The 15,896-nt window shown below is 51.6% G+C and carries 14 protein-coding genes; 10 read left to right on the top strand and 4 right to left on the bottom strand.

Annotation, left to right across the window (positions count from 1 at the left end; translation table 11 throughout):
- The first annotated feature begins 140 nt into the window (after positions 1–140).
- The 9 genes from pdxA (at position 141) to QZ311_RS07040 (ending at position 7,372) form a co-directional block, all read left to right on the top strand.
- Entirely contained in the window at positions 141–1,226 is a 1,086-nt protein-coding gene (pdxA, locus tag QZ311_RS07080) for a 4-hydroxythreonine-4-phosphate dehydrogenase PdxA (protein ID WP_297065957.1), read from the top strand.
- 39 nt (positions 1,227–1,265) lie between these two features.
- Positions 1,266–1,973, top strand: coding sequence for an NTP transferase domain-containing protein (locus QZ311_RS07075; RefSeq protein WP_297065954.1), 708 nt, complete (start codon positions 1,266–1,268; stop codon positions 1,971–1,973).
- A gap of 73 nt (positions 1,974–2,046) precedes the next feature.
- The gene (locus QZ311_RS07070; protein ID WP_297065952.1) at positions 2,047–2,913 is read left to right on the top strand and encodes a hypothetical protein; all 867 of its coding nucleotides are present in this window, start codon (positions 2,047–2,049) and stop codon (positions 2,911–2,913) included.
- The gene (locus QZ311_RS07065; protein WP_297065949.1) at positions 2,910–3,425 is read left to right on the top strand and encodes a phosphatidylglycerophosphatase A; all 516 of its coding nucleotides are present in this window, start codon (positions 2,910–2,912) and stop codon (positions 3,423–3,425) included. The genes QZ311_RS07070 and QZ311_RS07065 overlap by 4 nt, the downstream gene beginning before the upstream one ends.
- 34 nt (positions 3,426–3,459) lie before the next feature.
- The gene (locus QZ311_RS07060) at positions 3,460–4,047 is read left to right on the top strand and encodes a GtrA family protein (RefSeq protein ID WP_297065946.1); all 588 of its coding nucleotides are present in this window, start codon (positions 3,460–3,462) and stop codon (positions 4,045–4,047) included.
- 75 nt (positions 4,048–4,122) lie between these two features.
- On the top strand, positions 4,123–4,800 hold the full coding sequence (locus QZ311_RS07055; protein WP_297066012.1) for a CDP-alcohol phosphatidyltransferase family protein: 678 nt from the start codon (positions 4,123–4,125) through the stop codon (positions 4,798–4,800).
- Positions 4,801–4,819: 19 nt separating this feature from the next.
- Positions 4,820–5,770 carry a phosphatase PAP2 family protein gene (locus QZ311_RS07050; protein ID WP_297065943.1) on the top strand — a complete coding sequence of 317 codons (951 nt, stop codon included), beginning with the start codon at positions 4,820–4,822 and terminating at the stop codon, positions 5,768–5,770.
- On the top strand, positions 5,770–6,714 hold the full coding sequence (locus tag QZ311_RS07045) for a CDP-alcohol phosphatidyltransferase family protein (RefSeq protein WP_297065941.1): 945 nt from the start codon (positions 5,770–5,772) through the stop codon (positions 6,712–6,714). The genes QZ311_RS07050 and QZ311_RS07045 overlap by 1 nt, the downstream gene beginning before the upstream one ends.
- Positions 6,701–7,372 carry an HAD family hydrolase gene (locus QZ311_RS07040; RefSeq protein WP_297065938.1) on the top strand — a complete coding sequence of 224 codons (672 nt, stop codon included), beginning with the start codon at positions 6,701–6,703 and terminating at the stop codon, positions 7,370–7,372. The genes QZ311_RS07045 and QZ311_RS07040 overlap by 14 nt, the downstream gene beginning before the upstream one ends.
- A gap of 12 nt (positions 7,373–7,384) precedes the next feature.
- On the opposite strand, the gene QZ311_RS07035 is transcribed toward QZ311_RS07040, so the two are convergent.
- A complete protein-coding gene (locus QZ311_RS07035) occupies positions 7,385–9,814 on the bottom strand; it encodes a patatin-like phospholipase family protein (RefSeq protein WP_297065935.1) in 2,430 nt (809 codons plus the stop codon).
- A gap of 139 nt (positions 9,815–9,953) precedes the next feature.
- Here QZ311_RS07035 and QZ311_RS07030 point away from each other — a divergent pair, with 139 nt between their 5' ends.
- A complete protein-coding gene (locus tag QZ311_RS07030; RefSeq protein WP_297065932.1) occupies positions 9,954–10,502 on the top strand; it encodes a hypothetical protein in 549 nt (182 codons plus the stop codon).
- 50 nt (positions 10,503–10,552) lie between these two features.
- Here QZ311_RS07030 and QZ311_RS07025 read toward each other — a convergent pair whose 3' ends face one another.
- From QZ311_RS07025 to pheT, 3 genes are all read right to left on the bottom strand, one after another.
- Complete coding sequence (locus QZ311_RS07025) at positions 10,553–12,184, bottom strand: hypothetical protein (RefSeq protein ID WP_297065930.1); 1,632 nt, start codon at positions 12,182–12,184, stop codon at positions 10,553–10,555.
- Between the two features lie 140 nt (positions 12,185–12,324).
- On the bottom strand, positions 12,325–13,062 hold the full coding sequence (locus QZ311_RS07020; RefSeq protein ID WP_297065927.1) for a YebC/PmpR family DNA-binding transcriptional regulator: 738 nt from the start codon (positions 13,060–13,062) through the stop codon (positions 12,325–12,327).
- A gap of 78 nt (positions 13,063–13,140) precedes the next feature.
- Positions 13,141–15,606 (bottom strand): phenylalanine--tRNA ligase subunit beta, encoded by a 2,466-nt coding sequence (gene pheT, locus QZ311_RS07015; RefSeq protein WP_297065924.1) that lies wholly within the window; start codon positions 15,604–15,606, stop codon positions 13,141–13,143.
- Between the last annotated feature and the right edge of the window lie 290 nt (positions 15,607–15,896).

Genomic DNA, 15,896 nt, shown 5'->3' with positions numbered 1-15,896 from the left:
TGTTAAAAGGGGTGGGCTGCCAACGGTTTTGGCTGCTGGTGAGGGATTTTTTAGTAATTTTACCGATTAATTTTAGGTTAATAGGCTCTTTCCGATAAGAATAGGGTCTCTTTACCTGTCCGTAACACCAAAGCCAAGCAATGGAACACGATAAAAAAATAAAAGTGGGAATCACCCATGGCGATATTAACGGCATCGGCTATGAAGTGTTGCTCAAAGCACTGGGCGACACTCGTATAACCGAACTCTGCACTCCCGTCGTATATGGCTCGGCCAAGATAGCCAACTACTATCGCAAAGGGATGGAGCTTCCCGAATTCAAACTATTCCAGATTGACAGCCCCGACAGCGCTGCCCCCGACGAAATCAACATCATCAATGTTGTAGGCGAGGACTGTAAACTCGATCCCGGACAGCCCACCACTAATGGCGGAAAAGCTGCTCTTGCCGCTCTCGAAAGAGCTGTCTCAGATCTTCGCGACGGACTCATTGACGTCCTTGTCACCGCTCCCATCAACAAGAAGACCATCCACAGCGACGACTTCAACTTCCCGGGCCACACCGAATATCTTCAGGAGCGCCTCGGCGAAGGCCGTCAGGCCATGATGATAATGTGTGCCGAAGGACTGCGCGTTGCCCTCGTTACCATCCACGAACCGATTTCAAATGTAGCCGCAGCGCTTACGTCGCAGGAAATAACTGAAAAAATCATCGCTTTCAGCCGTTCGCTTGTCGAGGACTTCGGCATCCACGGTCCGCGTATCGCAGTGCTCTCCCTCAATCCCCATGCAGGTGACGGAGGCATAATCGGCAATGAGGAGACCGACATAATCACTCCGGCCATTGACGAGGCTATGAAACGCAAGGTGCTCGCCTTCGGGCCTTATGCGGCCGACGGTTTCTTCGGTAGTGGAAACTACACCAAGTTCGACGGCGTTCTTGCCATGTATCATGATCAGGGTCTTATTCCCTTCAAGGTCCTTGCCGGAGAGCACGGTGTCAACTTCACCGCCGGTCTGCCTTATGTGCGCACATCGCCCGACCACGGAACAGCCTATGATATCGTGGGGCAGGGGAAGGCCGACGAGCAGTCTATGCGCGAGGCCATCTACTCGGCCATCGATATCTATCGCAACCGCCGTCGAGAGGCCGCAGCTACATCCAATCCGCTGCGACGCCAGTCATACGACAAAGGTAACGACAAGCTGCCGGTTGAAAAAGCCTGATTCACTTTCTCTAACTTTCGATAGCAAGGAGCTCGCCATATGGACTACGCGATTATAGCTGCCGGACAAGGCTCTCGGATTGGTGGGGAAAACGCCGGTCTGCCCAAGCCTTTGGTCACACTGGCCGGAGAAGCGATGATAGAACGCCTGATCGGCATTCTCGACTCGACCGATGCCGGAAGCATCTGCGTCATCACCAATCCTTTCATGCCGGAGGTGGCAGCCCGTGTGCGTTCGCTGTCGGTCAAGGCTGATATGCGTGTCATTGAAAAGTCAACCACAGGCTCGATGGAAAGTTTCCATGCGCTTTCTGGCATGCTCAACCGGGAGCGTCCATTCTGTCTTCTGACAGTCGACAGCATTTTCCGTCCCGAGGAATTCGCACGTTTCATCTCCGATTTTGAAGCCGACAGTCAGGCTGACGGCTATATGGCTGTCACCACCTATGTCGACGACGAAAAGCCTCTTTACATAGCCTCGACCCCCGAAGGAGACATCACAGGATTTCTCGACAATCCTGTCCCCGGAGTGCGCTACGTTTCAGGTGGCATCTATGCCTTGCGTCCGCAGGCACTCGACGTTCTTGCCGACTGTGCGGCATCCGGCGTAAGCCGCATGCGTGATTTCCAGCGTGCGCTGGTCGCATCGGGTATGCGCCTTAAGGCGTGGCAGTTCTCGAAAATCATCGACGTTGACCGTCCCGGTGACATTGCGGAGGCTGAAAGCTTTCTGGCCTCCACGACCTAATAGGAAATATTAAGAATTTAACCATCATATCATCATCTCTTCAAGACCGTGTGGTCTCTAAAATTAACCGATAATGGCTGATATAAAAATAGCCGGAATAATGAGAGCGGGCGTCTTCTCGCCGAACCATATAGGTAATGACGCTTCAATCCTCAACCTGACAGCCGACCAGTTGCGCAAACGTGGCTGTGAGGTGAAAATCTATAGTGAGGAGCAACTCGTGGCCGGCGCTGTGAACGAAGACATAATAATCAACATGTGCCGTCACCACCGTTCTTTCCCGGTGCTACAGCGCAAGGAAGATGAAGGCGCTCTGGTCATCAACTCCGGCTACGGGGTGGAGAACTGTACGCGTGAGCGCCTGACACGTATCCTCATCGGCAGTAACATCCCTACGCCTGAAAGCATAATGGTCAACACCGACGAGAGAGTGATCGACCGCATGAACCAGCTCGGAATCACCAAGGCGTGGGTGAAACGTGGCGATTTCCACACGATGCACAAGGAAGATGTCACCTATGTCCGTCATCCCGAGGAGGCTCAGGAGGTGGTGCAGGAGTATTTCCTGCGTGGCATAAAGCGTGCTGTCGTCAGCCGCCACATCGAAGGTGAGCTACTGAAGTTCTATGGTGTCTATGGCACACCGTGGTTCTATTGTTTCTATCATCACGGTTCACGCGACAAGCAGGCGATGGACGAGGACAAGCCTTCGTTTGACCATGAAGCCTTCAAGGAGGTCTGCAACCGTGCGGCCGAGGCACTTGATATAAAGATTTACGGCGGTGATGCCATCATCCTCCCCGACGGCTCTTTCTCAATCATTGATTTCAATGACTGGCCGAGTTTTGCCGCATGCCGTGTCGAGGCTTCGGGCGTAATCGCACGGGCCATACTTGCAGAGATTAAGAAACACAATGCCGCTAAATCAAAGAAGAAATGACAGAAAACCGACACTTTCCGTTTTTCCCTAAATTCATTGCCACGTCGTTTGGCGCCGGCTACTGGCCGTGGGGACCCGGTACGGCCGGAGCTGTTGTCGGTCTTTTGCTTTGGCTGCCGCTTGCATTGACAGGCCATGTGACCGGGACATTCCTTGCTACGCTCGGACTGATTGTCGTGTTCACCGCTTTGGGAATATGGTCGGCCGGTATCGCCGAAAACTTCTGGGGGCCTGATCCGTCGCGTGTCGTCATGGACGAGACTGTCGGACAGTGGATCACAATGCTGCCGCTTTCGGTGTTTGCATCCACACCCTGTCCGCTCGAGAGCGGTGCTTTCTGGCTATGGGCGTTTGTCTCGCTGGTGCTGTTCCGCTTTTTTGACATCGTAAAGCCCTTGGGGGTGCGAAAGATGGAAGATCTGCCCGGTGGCACAGGTATCATGGCCGACGATATTCTTGCCGGAATCTATGGAGCGGTGATTCTTGCCCTCGCGATGTATATGTTCACCTGAAAATACCATGTTTTCATCCTGTAAAGTACTATAAATGAATTTTTCACAGCTGAAACATAAATTTCTTCACGGAGGCGGTCTCGTTTCCACTTTCCTGCGCTCATCTGTGTCATCGCAGGTGGCCTCATGGATTGACCTCGGGATGAGTATGCTATTCTACTCATTCGTATTCATAGCTCTCGAACCGTTTTACCGTTCCAATCTTTCGGTGGCTGTCGGAGCGATTGCCGGAGGTGTGGTCAACTGCTGCATAAACTACCGTTTCACCTTCCATGCGGCCGGGCAGAGCGTCAAAGCCGTAGGCGTGAAATATTTTCTCGTCTGGACCGGTTCGCTGCTTCTCAACATGTATGGCACGACCGGCCTTGCGACTCTCCTGTCAAATTGGGAGTGGCTAATTAATCTCGGTTTCAAGCCGGATGGCATTTTTGCGGCGGCACGCCTTGCAGCATCTCTCGCTGTGTCGTGGGGCTGGAATTTTGTCCTGCAACGCAACTTCGTTTATCGCCCTACGGCATTCGATCCATATGCCATACGTCTTGTGGATATGATTCTTCGCTATGACCGCCTCGTGGCTCTCGGCAATAAAAAATCTGACTCCGGAAAGCCGTCTCGCCCATGAATTGAAACATAAAGAATTTTTTAATTTTAGAATAAAATGCCTGACAACGAAATAACAATCTCACAGAAAAAATCCATGTTCAAGCGTTTCCGCGATAGCCTTCAGCAAGGCATCTATTTTGTAATCAATCCTTTCGTGCGTTTCCTGATTCGCATCGGTGTCACACCCAATATGGTTACCACTATCGGTCTGCTCGGCAATATAGCTGCCGCAATTATTTTTGTCTATGCCGGATATACAGCAACTCAGACCGATATGAACTATGGCCTTCTCACATGGGGTGGCGTGGTCATCATTCTGTTCTCTCTTTTCGACATGCTCGACGGTCAGGTGGCCCGTCTCGGCAACATGACATCGACATTCGGAGCGATGTATGATTCTGTGCTTGACCGCTATTGCGAATTGTTCACACTCGGAGGTCTGAGCTATTATCTCATTCAGACCGACTATATCATCGGGGCGCTTATAACCTTTGTGGCCTTGGTCGGTTCGATTATGGTGAGCTATGTCCGTGCGCGTGCCGAGGGACTCGGTCTGGAATGTAAGGTCGGTTTCATGCAGCGTCCCGAGCGTGTGGTCGTGACTACAATCGGAGCACTTGCCACAGGAATTGTTGGTCAGTGTGTAGACCCCGCATCTTTCAATGCTGTCATTATCCTCATCGTCTGCATGAGTGTCATTGCTGTCTTTGCCAACATCACAGCCTTTGCCCGCATCAACCACTGCCGCAGGCTTTTGAAAGACAAGAAATAAAACTTAAAACAGTCTGTCAATGTCTGTAATCAATCTTCCGTCGCGCCGGGAGACATCCATCATCATCCCGGTAGTGCTTATCTGGCTGCTTGTGACCTGCCTCTGCGTGGGATTCAGGCCGGAACATATCTATCTCGCTGTCATACTGACACTGTTGCTTTTCGTGACTGACACGACTCGCCGTCTTGTGGTTGCGATGCTTCCGTTTGCGGTGTTCGGCATATCGTATGATTGGATGAATATTCTCCCCAACTATGAGGTGAACCCTGTCGACATAAAGAATCTTTATGAAAACGAGAAGAATCTGTTCGGAATAGTAACCGCTGCCGGCACACTAACGCCAAACGAGTTTTTTGAACTGCATACGAGCAAGCTGATGGACTTCTTTGCAGGGATTTTCTATCTCTGCTGGGTTCCTGTTCCAATTCTTTTCGGCTTGTGGCTGTATTTCAAGCGGCAGTATCGGGTCTATCTCCATTTCTCGCTCGTATTTCTGTTCGTGAATCTTCTCGGATTCGCCTTCTACTATGTCCATCCCGCCGCTCCGCCGTGGTATGTGGCGTCTCATGGATTCGATTTCATAATCGGGACACCCGGTGAGGTTGCCGGACTCGGCCGGTGGGACGAGATGACAGGTCTGAATATTTTCCATGGCCTCTATTCGCGCAACGCCAATGTCTTTGCCGCCCTGCCGTCGCTCCACTCTGCCTATATGCTCATAGCTTTCATCTACTCGCTCAAGGCGCGCTGTCCGTGGTGGATGCGTGTGCTTTTCGCTGTAATATGTATGGGTATATGGTTTACGGCCGTCTATACTTCGCATCATTATGTGATTGATGTGCTTGCCGGAATAGCCTGCACGCTCATCGGATACGCGATATTTGAATACGTGCTGATGAACATCCCGGCCTTCGCACGGTTTATGAATTCATACACCCGCTATATATCAACTCCAAGTTCAACCAATTGATGAATCAGCTCCACAAGGATGACTATCAGCGTTCGCTGAAGTCAATGGACACAGAGGAACACATCGACCTCGCTTTCTACCGGCCCATCGGTTTCATGTGGGCCCGGTTGGCGGCGCGCTTCGGTGTGAGTCCCAATGCCATCACCATCGCTGCTATTTTCCTTGGGATAGGTGCAGGGGTGTTGTTCTACTTTCCGGAGCTTAAACTTAATGTCATAGGCATGCTGCTGCTGGTGTGGGCCAATTCGTTTGACAGCGCCGACGGCCAGCTCGCACGTCTGACGAAGCAGTATTCGCGCATAGGCCGCATACTCGACGGTCTTTGTGGCGACTTCTGGTTTGTCACCATCTATCTTGCCATCGTTTTCCGTGAAATCCACTTCTCCGCATTCTTTGGCGACCATCCGTGGGTCATATGGATTATAGCCTGTGTGACGGGAATCTGCCATACGAAGCAGGCTGCGATGGCCGATTATTACCGTCAGTTCCATCTTTATTTTCTGAAAGGTGAGGACGGCAGCGAGCTCGACAGCGTGAGCCAGCTGCGCCGTCAGCTGGCAGAAAGCGGTGTCACATGGAAAAGCAATTTCTGGAAACGGCTTACCATGGGATTCTATCTGGCCTACACCCGTCAGCAGGAGGCCACATCTCCTGCATTGCAGGCTCTACGGCGCGAATTGCACCGCCGTTTCCCGTCGGGCAATATTCCTCAGTCTTTCCGTGATGATTTTCGTCGGGAATCGCTTCCGCTGATGAAATATACCAATATTCTGTCGTTCAACTGGCGTGTGATTACTCTTTTCACAACATTGTTCATCGGGCAGCCGTGGATTTACTTCATAGCCGAGCTTACGGTGTTCAACGCGCTGCTCGTCTACATGATTGTGCGTCATGAACACTTTTGCCGTCGTCTGACGCTTAGACTTGAGAATGGGGACTATTGAATCGTTGATAATCGACCATGATGTCAAGGGCATTATCTTTGACTATGGCGGGACGCTTGACTCGCATGGCGACCATTGGAGTCATATCATACGCGAGGCTTATGGCAAGGCCGGGGTAAGTGTCGGCATAGATGATTTTATTGATGCCTATGTCTATGCCGAGAGGGCTTTGGCTGCAAATAGGATTGTAGTTCCCGGCGATACTTTCCGCGAGCTGATGGAAAAGAAAATCGCTATCGAATTGCAGCGCTTGTCAGAAAGGGGATGTATTGCTGAATCATTGCTTGAAAAGACCGACGAGATTGCCGGCTACTGCTATGACCATGCACGTGAGTGTGTCGGCGAGTCGGCCGCCGTTCTCCGAAAGCTTGCCCCCTGCTATCCGATGGTGCTCGTCTCGAATTTTTATGGAAATATCAATGCCGTGCTTGAGGATTTCGGTATCGGCCGTTATTTCCTGTCTGTGATTGAGAGCGCCGTGGTCGGTGTCAGGAAACCTGATCCGGCCATATTCCGTATGGGAGTGGAGGCGCTCGGACTGCCGCCTGCTCAGGTGCTTGTGGTCGGCGACAGCTACAGCAAGGACATCGTCCCTGCCCGAACACTCGGCTGTAAGACATTCATGATTGATGGACGGCAGTGGCCACCGGCAGGATAGGGGGGAGACGGACTAATCAAAGAACTTCGGGGCGAGGATGAATGCTCCGATTGAGATGCCGAAATTCCAGTTGCTGTCATGGGCTGAGGTGTAGTTGCCATAGGCGCTTACCGAACCGAACGGAAGTGCCAGCACGGCTTGAAGCTCTCCGAAAAATTCCAGATTGCTTAACCATTTTCCATATTTTGCAGTGGCTTCCGGCGGAGCGAGGAGATGGCTTCCTGTGTCATCATAATTGCTGTCGGCCGGCAGTCCATAGGTGATTTTGCGTATCGGCATGAAGCAGTGGAATGAGCCTCTGAGCTGAAATGTACCTGAGAGTTTCAGAATAGGCACAACTCCGGCTGTCAGAAATGAATTTGCACGGAGCTTGGCATTGAAACTGTTGTAGCTTGCAGGTGTGGGATGAAACGCTTCAGACGCGACGATTGACGCATCATAGCCGGGAAGCAGTTTGCGTGTCGACAATAATGCCTGTCCGGTCAGACCGAGCGAGAAACGCTTGCTGATGTCAAGATAGTCGGCGGCGGTAATGTGGGCCTGAATCCATTTGATGTTGCGGTCGCTGTTTCGTCCGGAGTCGCCCGACGGCCGATAGCGGTATTTTCCTGCTATGCCTCTGACCGAAGCTCTCAGATCGATGCCCGAAGTGGGGGCATAGGTATTGTCGAGTGTATTCTTTTCCCATACGGCGAAAATCTGGCCGAGGTCGAAGATGCCTTTCTCATGATTGGGATTCGACTGCCCCTCGCTCGTGTCGACGTGGTAGCGGTCGGTCAGATGACCGTAGGCGAGACCGGCGGTGAATATGGAGCGCAGAGTCGGGGCGGTTGAATAGAAAGCGCGCACGAAAGACTCGGACTTACGTATGAAATCAGGTTCGTGAATCTGATAGAAGAGCTTTTCAGTCTCATGATATTTCTGGCGTGAGCTGACGATTTTCATATGCAGAGCCGATGGCCGACGGGTGTTGAGCGTAAAGCTGAAGTCACCCTCCACGGCCAGATAGCTTTGTCCGAGCCATGCGTTCAGGTTGGTTTTGATTGAGTTGAAATTAAGCGTGTTGTAGCCGGCGTTGAAAAAGAGCATGCTGTTGGTCGAGGATGATATGTAGCCTCCCACTCCGACAGAGAACGGGTCTTTTATGATTGCTTCGAAACTGAGGTCTATCATGCTGTCGCGCACATTGTAGAGAGGAGTCGGCACGAAATTCTGAAGTTTGTCGGAACTGATTGCGCGGTAATATGCCGACCGTCCTTCTTCGAGTGTCATAGGCTCGGTGCGGTGGCCGAATGCCGAACGCAGAAAGGCGTCTTCAATCGCTGTCCCACCGTGGACTGATACTTGGTTGATTTTCACCTCGGGTGTCGCGGCCTTGAATTTCTCTCGCGATGCTTCGACGGTTGCTTTCGGGACTCGTACTTTTATCTTGGCTTTGATTGAATCCATGACTTCAAGTCCGCGGCGGTAGCCTATGTCATATATCTCCTGATATTTGTCAAAGGCGAGCAGCCCGAATTCGTCAAGATTTATCCTGACGTTCACACCCTTGTCGGTTGGAAACGGATAGTTGTTGGGCTGCATGATCATTTCTTCAAGCTGGTCCATCATGTTGCGCGAATCAGGCGCTGATTTTCCTGAGCCTACGTTTGAGCCTATGACGAAATCAGGATTGAATTCATCCATCATCACGTCGACGGGATAGTTGTCATAGATTCCTCCGTCATACATCGGCACACCGTTGAGCAGAATCGGTTCGAAAATCATCGGGAACGACATTGACATCCTGACGGCGTCGCTCAGCGGTCCGCGTCCGAGCACGACTTTATGTTTGGCATAGACATCGGAAGTGACCGTGCGCAAGGGTACGAAAAGATTGTTGAAGTCCGCCCCGCACTGAACGGTGTACGGTGAAAATATCTCGATGAAGGCGTAGTTCATCGGGATAGGGTTGATGAGACTTATCGGCAGCACGGAGGTGATTTGTGTGGAATCCTTGCCGAGATTCAGGGTCACGAACGACGGAGTGTCGTGGTGTGAGGAGTAGAAATATGTGTATGCCGGATCGATTTTACCTGTGCTCCAGTATGCGAAGCCTTTCGAGGCGATAAGCTCAAGCATCTCCTTCGGAGTGAACCCCGATGCGTAGAGACCTCCGACGATTGCACCCATTGACGTGCCTGTAATGTAGTCGATGGGGATGTCGTTGTCTTCGAGGGCTTGTATGAAACCTATGTGCCCGATTCCTTTCGCACCGCCTCCGCTCAACACAAGTCCAACGCTCGGTCGGTCGGGGCGCGGTGGAGTTCCGATTCCTCCTCCGGCAGTCATATATCCCTCGGCGGTCACGACCGGAATAGGTTCAGGACTGTTGTCGGCGGCATGGAGTGTGGTTGAAATGAGGCATGTCAGGGCAATGGTCACAAGTATGAAATGTCGCATAGATGATTATAAATAATTTGGAACGTGATGGATAATATATTTTTAACAATCCAATTATGAAAAATGATTAAAAAAGACTATTTTTGTTGTATGGCTATGTTTGTGGCCATGTTCATGCCGACGAATGTAATATATTTTTATGACCAGATTCAATCAGATACAGGAAATCAAACGCCGCCTTTTTGCGATGCGCAACGGTATTGTGGCCGACACAATCCGCAAGGGTGGATTGCAGTATAAAATGGTGTTCGGGTTAAATCTTCCGCAGATTGTTGAGATAGCCTCTGAGATAGAGCCTTCGCAGGCTCTGGCTGAGGAATTCTGGGCCGACTCGCGCACAAGGGAAAGCATGCTGCTCGCTCCGATGATTTATCCGCGCGAGGCAATGACGCGCGAGCGTGCGTCAGAAATGCTGCGCGAGTGCATCACGACGGAGGTTGCCGATATACTTTGCCACAGATTGTTGCGACATCTGCCGTTTGCAATGGATGTTGCGGTCGATGCCGTCGCTTCGTCAGATGAAATGGAGCGTTACGGCGGATTCCGGCTGATGTTCAATATGCTATATAGCCGTCCGGCTGAAATCAGGCCTTTTGTCGAGGCTGAAATTCAGGCCGACTGCGCCCTGACACGTCCCGTCTGCCAGAGTATGTTCGACGAGATAAAGTTTATGCTTGACGAGGAATAGCGTGATTGACAGCCATATTTCTATAGTGTATTGATTTGTGTGTCAGAGACCTATTTTAGAAGAAGGCTGTACTCATCGCTGATTCTGACGGGGCGGAATCCGAGTTTTATGAGTTCGTCGATTGTTTTCATACATGGTCTGTCCCACCGCATGTCACCCCGGAATATCACTGCATCGCTCTCTGAAAGTTCGCTGACCACCGCAGAGCGTATTTCCGGAATCTCCTCATCGTAGTGGTAGAGGTTGTGGGTGCGCGTGCAGTCTGAATTGAAAGCATACTGGAAGTGATATTTATACAGCCCCCAGAATCTGACTGTGTGTCCCTCGGCCTGAAGGGTGTTGACGGTGGCTATTATCGGTTTCCACAGCTGCATGGCCTGTTTGGAAAACTTCAGACCCTCGAACCGTTCAAGTGATGTGGTCAGTTGATGTGTCTCACGGTTATTTCTTGTGATGCCGAGGCTCATCTTAAGAGTCAGCAGCATCAGGATTATAAAGTAGCAGCTGATTGTCAGGTTTCTGTAGGGATAGATGTATGCGCAGACAATCGGAATCAATGGCAGTGCGAGAGGGCGTTCGGCAATTCCGTTAGACCCGACGGCTGCAACAAGCGAGAACGCGACAATAGTCCATAGTCTGTCGGACGGACATGCTGTGGCCGGGTCGATGAATCGTCGTCTGATGGGGAGATAGAGCAAGGTGATGACCAATGTCCCCTGAGCGATTCCGAAGTCTGCTGTAGGCGCATCAATTTTGTTGAGCAGGACAGAGGCGACTGCGACTATGGCGATGATTGAGAATATGGAGGCTATTATGGCAAAAAGTGTCTGCCTGAATTTTACAATCAGCCATGAGGCAAGATAGAGCAATCCTGTCACACCCCACAGGAGCAGGTTGGGTATTCCCAGCTCTACAAGGCGTCCGAGATAATCGGAGATGGAGGTGTGTCCCGTTATAATGTTGTCGGGATTCCATGATCGGATATACGTTTCCATACCGCACATCAGCATGATTGTTATTGTCGCGGTCAAGACAAATGCGACAATACCTGTGAGCAAATCGCGGGTTATAATGACCGACGGCCTGCGGACTGAACCGGATTTCAGCGCGGTACGGACTATGATTACCGGAAAAAGCGGGAGTATGCAGATTGTAGGTATCCGGCTCAGGACCATCAGTGCGCTGCTTATTCCGATGAATGCGGCCGCCACCGGTGTCTTGGCCGACATATAATATAAGGTGGCCAACAGGCTAAGTAGGATGAACGGATATGCTCCGGTGTCCCAGTTGTAGATAAACATGGCCGTGTAGGTCGACATGCCTGATAGCAGCATGAAGAGGAAGGCGCATGGAATCATTTTGTGTGTGCGGTGATAGAAATAGGCACATCCGAGACCGATGGATGTCAGATGACAGAGTGACATGAGGCCACGCAGAGCCAAAAGGCGGTCGCCGAATATTTCACACCACAGAGCGCCGATGCGGAATGTCAGCATGGCCAGCGGAGAGTCGGCATAGCCTCTCACACATAGAGCCTGATAGAGTTCGTCCTGTCCCGGATCGATGTAGCGTAGTCCCGAAAATGTGAGATAGATTCCGGCTACGACCATAAGCGTTGCCGTGATGTTTGCGACAAGGGATGTGGATGCCGGAAGATAGGGTGTTTTTATGGCCTGCGACATTGGATTGGGGTTATGCTCTGTTGATTATATGAGAATGGAGAGTAGAAATACGGATAATGGAAAGGCGGAGGGAGCAACCATGTCGCAATGGTCATTCCTTCCGCCTTAGAGTGATATTTTTTTCTGCAAGGGCAGGAGGATTAATCCTCTTCCTTCATGTTGTGGAACACATTCTGCACATCTTCGTCTTCTTCGATTTTTTCGAGAAGTTTTTCGATGGCCGCACGCTGTTCGGGTGTCACTTCCTTGAGGTCGTTGGGGATACGCTCGAATTCCGACGAAATGATTTCGAAGCCGTTGTCTTCGAGATATTTCTGGATATTGGAGTATTCTTCGAATGCACCGTAGAGAATCACCTGCTCTTCGCCTGATTCGTCGTCGACGATGTCTTCGAGTTCATCAACACCGTAGTCGATGAGTTCGAGTTCGAGGTCTTCGAGTGATACGCCGTCTTTGGGTTTGATTTTGAAGACGCTCTTGTGGTCGAAGAGGAAAGTGAGCGAACCCTGAGTTCCGAGGTTGCCGCCGTGTTTGGTGAAATATGAACGGACGTTTGCAACGGTGCGTGTATTGTTGTCGGTTGCAGCTTCTACGAAGATTGCGATGCCGTGGGGGCCGTATCCCTCATAAGTGATTTCCTTGTAGTCGCCGGCGTCCTTGTCGGTTGCTTTTTTGATAGCGCGTTCGACAGTGTCCTTGGGCATGTTGGCAGCCTTAGCGTTCTGCATGAGGGCGCGGAGACGCGGGTTGGTGGAGGGATCAGGACCGCCGGCCTTTGCAGCTATGGTGATTTCCTTACCTATGCGGGTAAATGTACGCGACATGTTACCCCAGCGTTTGAGTTTGCGTGCTTTGCGGTATTCAAATGCTCTTCCCATGATAGTGAGTGTTACAGTTGAGTTTTATTATTGTTTTCTGTTGTTTTGTCTTAAGTGAGTGTGGCGGATTGTCGCAGTTTATCGGAGTTCTGCACCGAGTTTCTTGGTGAGATTTCCGATGACTTTGTTCATCACAGCCTCGATCTGCTTGTCCTGAAGGGTCTTTTCGTCGTCCTGAAGGGTAAGGGCTATCGCATATGATTTCTTGCCTTCCGGGAGATTCTTGCCTTCGTAGACGTCAAACAGTGTCACGTTCTTGAGCAGGCGGCGTTCGCTTTCGCGCACGATTGCCTCGACCTGATCGAGTGTGACGCTCTTGTCAAGCAGAAGGGCGAGGTCTCTCTTGACCGGCATGGTCTTGGCGAGTGGTGAGTAGCTTACCTTCTTGCGCAGCGACAGATTGACAAGTGCGTGCCAGTCGAGTTCACAGTAGATGACTTCCTGCTTGATGTCGAATTTCGAAGCCAGTTTTTTGGCTATCACACCGAGAGTACCGAGATTCTTGCCTGAGCGGGTGTTGATGTCGAGCGCTGCCGAGTAAAGACCGCATGACGAGGCCGTGAGCTTGATTTCGGCCGGATTGATGCCAAGGCGGTTGAGGATGTTGGCCACGACAGCCTTCATGTCGTAGACGGTTGCAGGCTGTTCGGGGCGTGCCCAGTTGCCGGGACGGAGTGCGCCGGTGAGCCAGATGGCCAGACGCGAAGCCTCGCGGTAGGGGGCAAGCACGTTTTCGGCAGTCGCCTCGGTCGCGGGATTGAAGAAGTAGACATTGCCGAACTCATACATGGCGAGGTCAGCCATCTTGCGGTTGATGTTGTGGCTGAGCGATTCAAGACCTCCGAAAAGGAGAGTCTGGCGCATTACGTTGAGGTCGTTGCTCAGCGGGTTGAGCAGACGGACGCAATGGTCGGCCGGATAAGCGGCAAGGTCGGTATAGTAGGCCTCGGCTGTGAGCGAGTTGTTGAGAATCTCGTTGAAGCCTTCGGCTGTCAGCTGTTCGCTGATGAGGTTGCGGAGTTTGTTGTCCTGATCCTCGAAGCTCTGCGAAGATAATGCCGAACGCACCGAGCTTGAAATCTCCACGTTGTTGTAGCCATAGATGCGGAGCACATCTTCGGCAACGTCGCAGGGACGGGTGACATCGACGCGGTAGGTAGGCACTTTCATGTCGGCTTTTTCGTCGGTCACTTCTGTAAGCTCCATTTCAAGGCTTTTCAGGATTGAGACGATAGTGTCGGCAGGGATGTGTTTGCCGATAAGCTTGTCGAAATATTCGAAGCTGAGGCTGACTTCGGCCGGTTCGATATGCGAGGGATAGTTGTCGCAGAGAGGTCCGCAGATTTCACCTCCGGCGAGTTCCTTGACCATCAGGGCTGCGAGTTTGAGCACATAGAGGGTGTTGTTGGGGTCGACTCCACGCTCGAAGCGGAATGATGAGTCGGTGTTGAGACCGTGGCGGCGTGCTGTCTTTCTTACGGAAGTAGGGTTGAAATATGCGCTTTCGAGGAAGACATCTGTGGTGGCTTCGGTCACTCCTGAGTCAAGACCTCCGAAGACACCGGCTATACACATGGGGACTTCCGTGTTGCAGATCATGAGGTCGCGTGAGTCAAGCGTATGTTCCACACCGTCGAGAGTGGTGAACTTTTCGCCTTCGCGGGCATTCTTGACCACAATCTTATTGCCTGCGATTTTTGCCACGTCAAAGCAGTGGAGCGGCTGCCCCATGCCGTGGAGGAGATAGTTGGTAATATCGACAATATTGTTGATCGGGCGCAGTCCGATGGTCGAAAGTGCATCCTTGAGCCACTTCGGAGACTCCTTGACTGTCACGCCACGCACTGTCACGCCGGTGTAGCGCGGACATGCGTCGGTGTTTTCAACGTCAACGGTTATGCCGCCTTCGGGAGTGTCGATGGCAAAGGCTTCGACTTCCGGACGGTGGAGATTGCCCGCTTCAGTGTGGGCGTTCATCCATGCGGCGAGGTCGCGTGCCACACCATAGTGCGACGCAGCGTCGATGCGGTTGGGGGTGAGGTCCACTTCAAGCACATAGTCCGAGGTGAGACCGTAGAATTCGGCCGCAGGTGTGCCGGGCTTCACATCGTCGGTGATGACGATGATGCCGTCGTGTGACGTTCCTACTCCGATTTCATCCTCGGCGCAGATCATACCGAACGACTCTACGCCACGGATTTTAGATTTTTTTATCGCAAACTCCTTGTCGCCGTCGTAGAGTGTAGTGCCGACGGTGGCCACTACCACGGTCTGTCCGGCAGCCACGTTTGGCGCACCGCAGACAATCTGTGTTTCGGCGCCGTCGCCGAGGTCTACTGTGGTGATATGGAGATGGTCGCTGTTGGGATGTTCGACACAGGTGAGCACCTTGCCGATCACGATGCCGCGGAGGCCACCGCGGATTGATTCAACCTCCTCGACCGAGCCGGTTTCAAGACCGATTGAGGTGAGAGCGGCCGCGAGTTCGTCGGGGCTGAGATTGAAGTCAAGGTATTTTTTTAGCCAGTTATATGATATATTCATGACAATGGTTGGAATATTCGGTTAATCTGGAATTTGCCGTTCGCACTGCTCAAGTTCTGCCATTTGGCCTGCATGCGACGGCAAAAGATGTGCAAAGTTACGAAATATCGGCAAACTATCGGCAAATTAAACCTGAAAAGATAAGCAATAATTCGGTTGTGCAGGCCTGATTTGCATGAGGTCATGGCCAAAGGGGATTTTTTAGACGGCCATACTTTTGGAGATGCTGAACAATATCGCAGTTATTTCCGTTAAATTCATAGAAAAGACTTAAATTAACGTAAGTTAAC

Source organism: uncultured Duncaniella sp. (assembly GCF_910578445.1).
In the GTDB taxonomy this organism is placed as follows: domain Bacteria; phylum Bacteroidota; class Bacteroidia; order Bacteroidales; family Muribaculaceae; genus Duncaniella.
Note: the sequence above shows the minus strand (reverse complement) of the source record. Positions and strands in the feature narration are given on the sequence as shown.

What these genes read in the sequence shown, in the direction of transcription:
- QZ311_RS07045 (WP_297065941.1), top strand. Translation starts at nt 5,770, where the DNA reads ATGAATCAGCTCCACAAGGATGACTATCAGCGTTCGCTGAAGTCAATG.
- QZ311_RS07075 (WP_297065954.1), top strand. Translation starts at nt 1,266, where the DNA reads ATGGACTACGCGATTATAGCTGCCGGACAAGGCTCTCGGATTGGTGGG.
- pdxA (WP_297065957.1), top strand. Translation starts at nt 141, where the DNA reads ATGGAACACGATAAAAAAATAAAAGTGGGAATCACCCATGGCGATATT.
- QZ311_RS07020 (WP_297065927.1), bottom strand. Translation starts at nt 13,062, where the DNA reads ATGGGAAGAGCATTTGAATACCGCAAAGCACGCAAACTCAAACGCTGG.
- QZ311_RS07025 (WP_297065930.1), bottom strand. Translation starts at nt 12,184, where the DNA reads ATGTCGCAGGCCATAAAAACACCCTATCTTCCGGCATCCACATCCCTT.
- QZ311_RS07055 (WP_297066012.1), top strand. Translation starts at nt 4,123, where the DNA reads ATGTTCAAGCGTTTCCGCGATAGCCTTCAGCAAGGCATCTATTTTGTA.
- QZ311_RS07060 (WP_297065946.1), top strand. Translation starts at nt 3,460, where the DNA reads ATGAATTTTTCACAGCTGAAACATAAATTTCTTCACGGAGGCGGTCTC.
- QZ311_RS07040 (WP_297065938.1), top strand. Translation starts at nt 6,701, where the DNA reads ATGGGGACTATTGAATCGTTGATAATCGACCATGATGTCAAGGGCATT.
- QZ311_RS07035 (WP_297065935.1), bottom strand. Translation starts at nt 9,814, where the DNA reads ATGCGACATTTCATACTTGTGACCATTGCCCTGACATGCCTCATTTCA.
- QZ311_RS07070 (WP_297065952.1), top strand. Translation starts at nt 2,047, where the DNA reads ATGGCTGATATAAAAATAGCCGGAATAATGAGAGCGGGCGTCTTCTCG.
- QZ311_RS07030 (WP_297065932.1), top strand. Translation starts at nt 9,954, where the DNA reads ATGACCAGATTCAATCAGATACAGGAAATCAAACGCCGCCTTTTTGCG.
- QZ311_RS07050 (WP_297065943.1), top strand. Translation starts at nt 4,820, where the DNA reads ATGTCTGTAATCAATCTTCCGTCGCGCCGGGAGACATCCATCATCATC.
- pheT (WP_297065924.1), bottom strand. Translation starts at nt 15,606, where the DNA reads ATGAATATATCATATAACTGGCTAAAAAAATACCTTGACTTCAATCTC.
- QZ311_RS07065 (WP_297065949.1), top strand. Translation starts at nt 2,910, where the DNA reads ATGACAGAAAACCGACACTTTCCGTTTTTCCCTAAATTCATTGCCACG.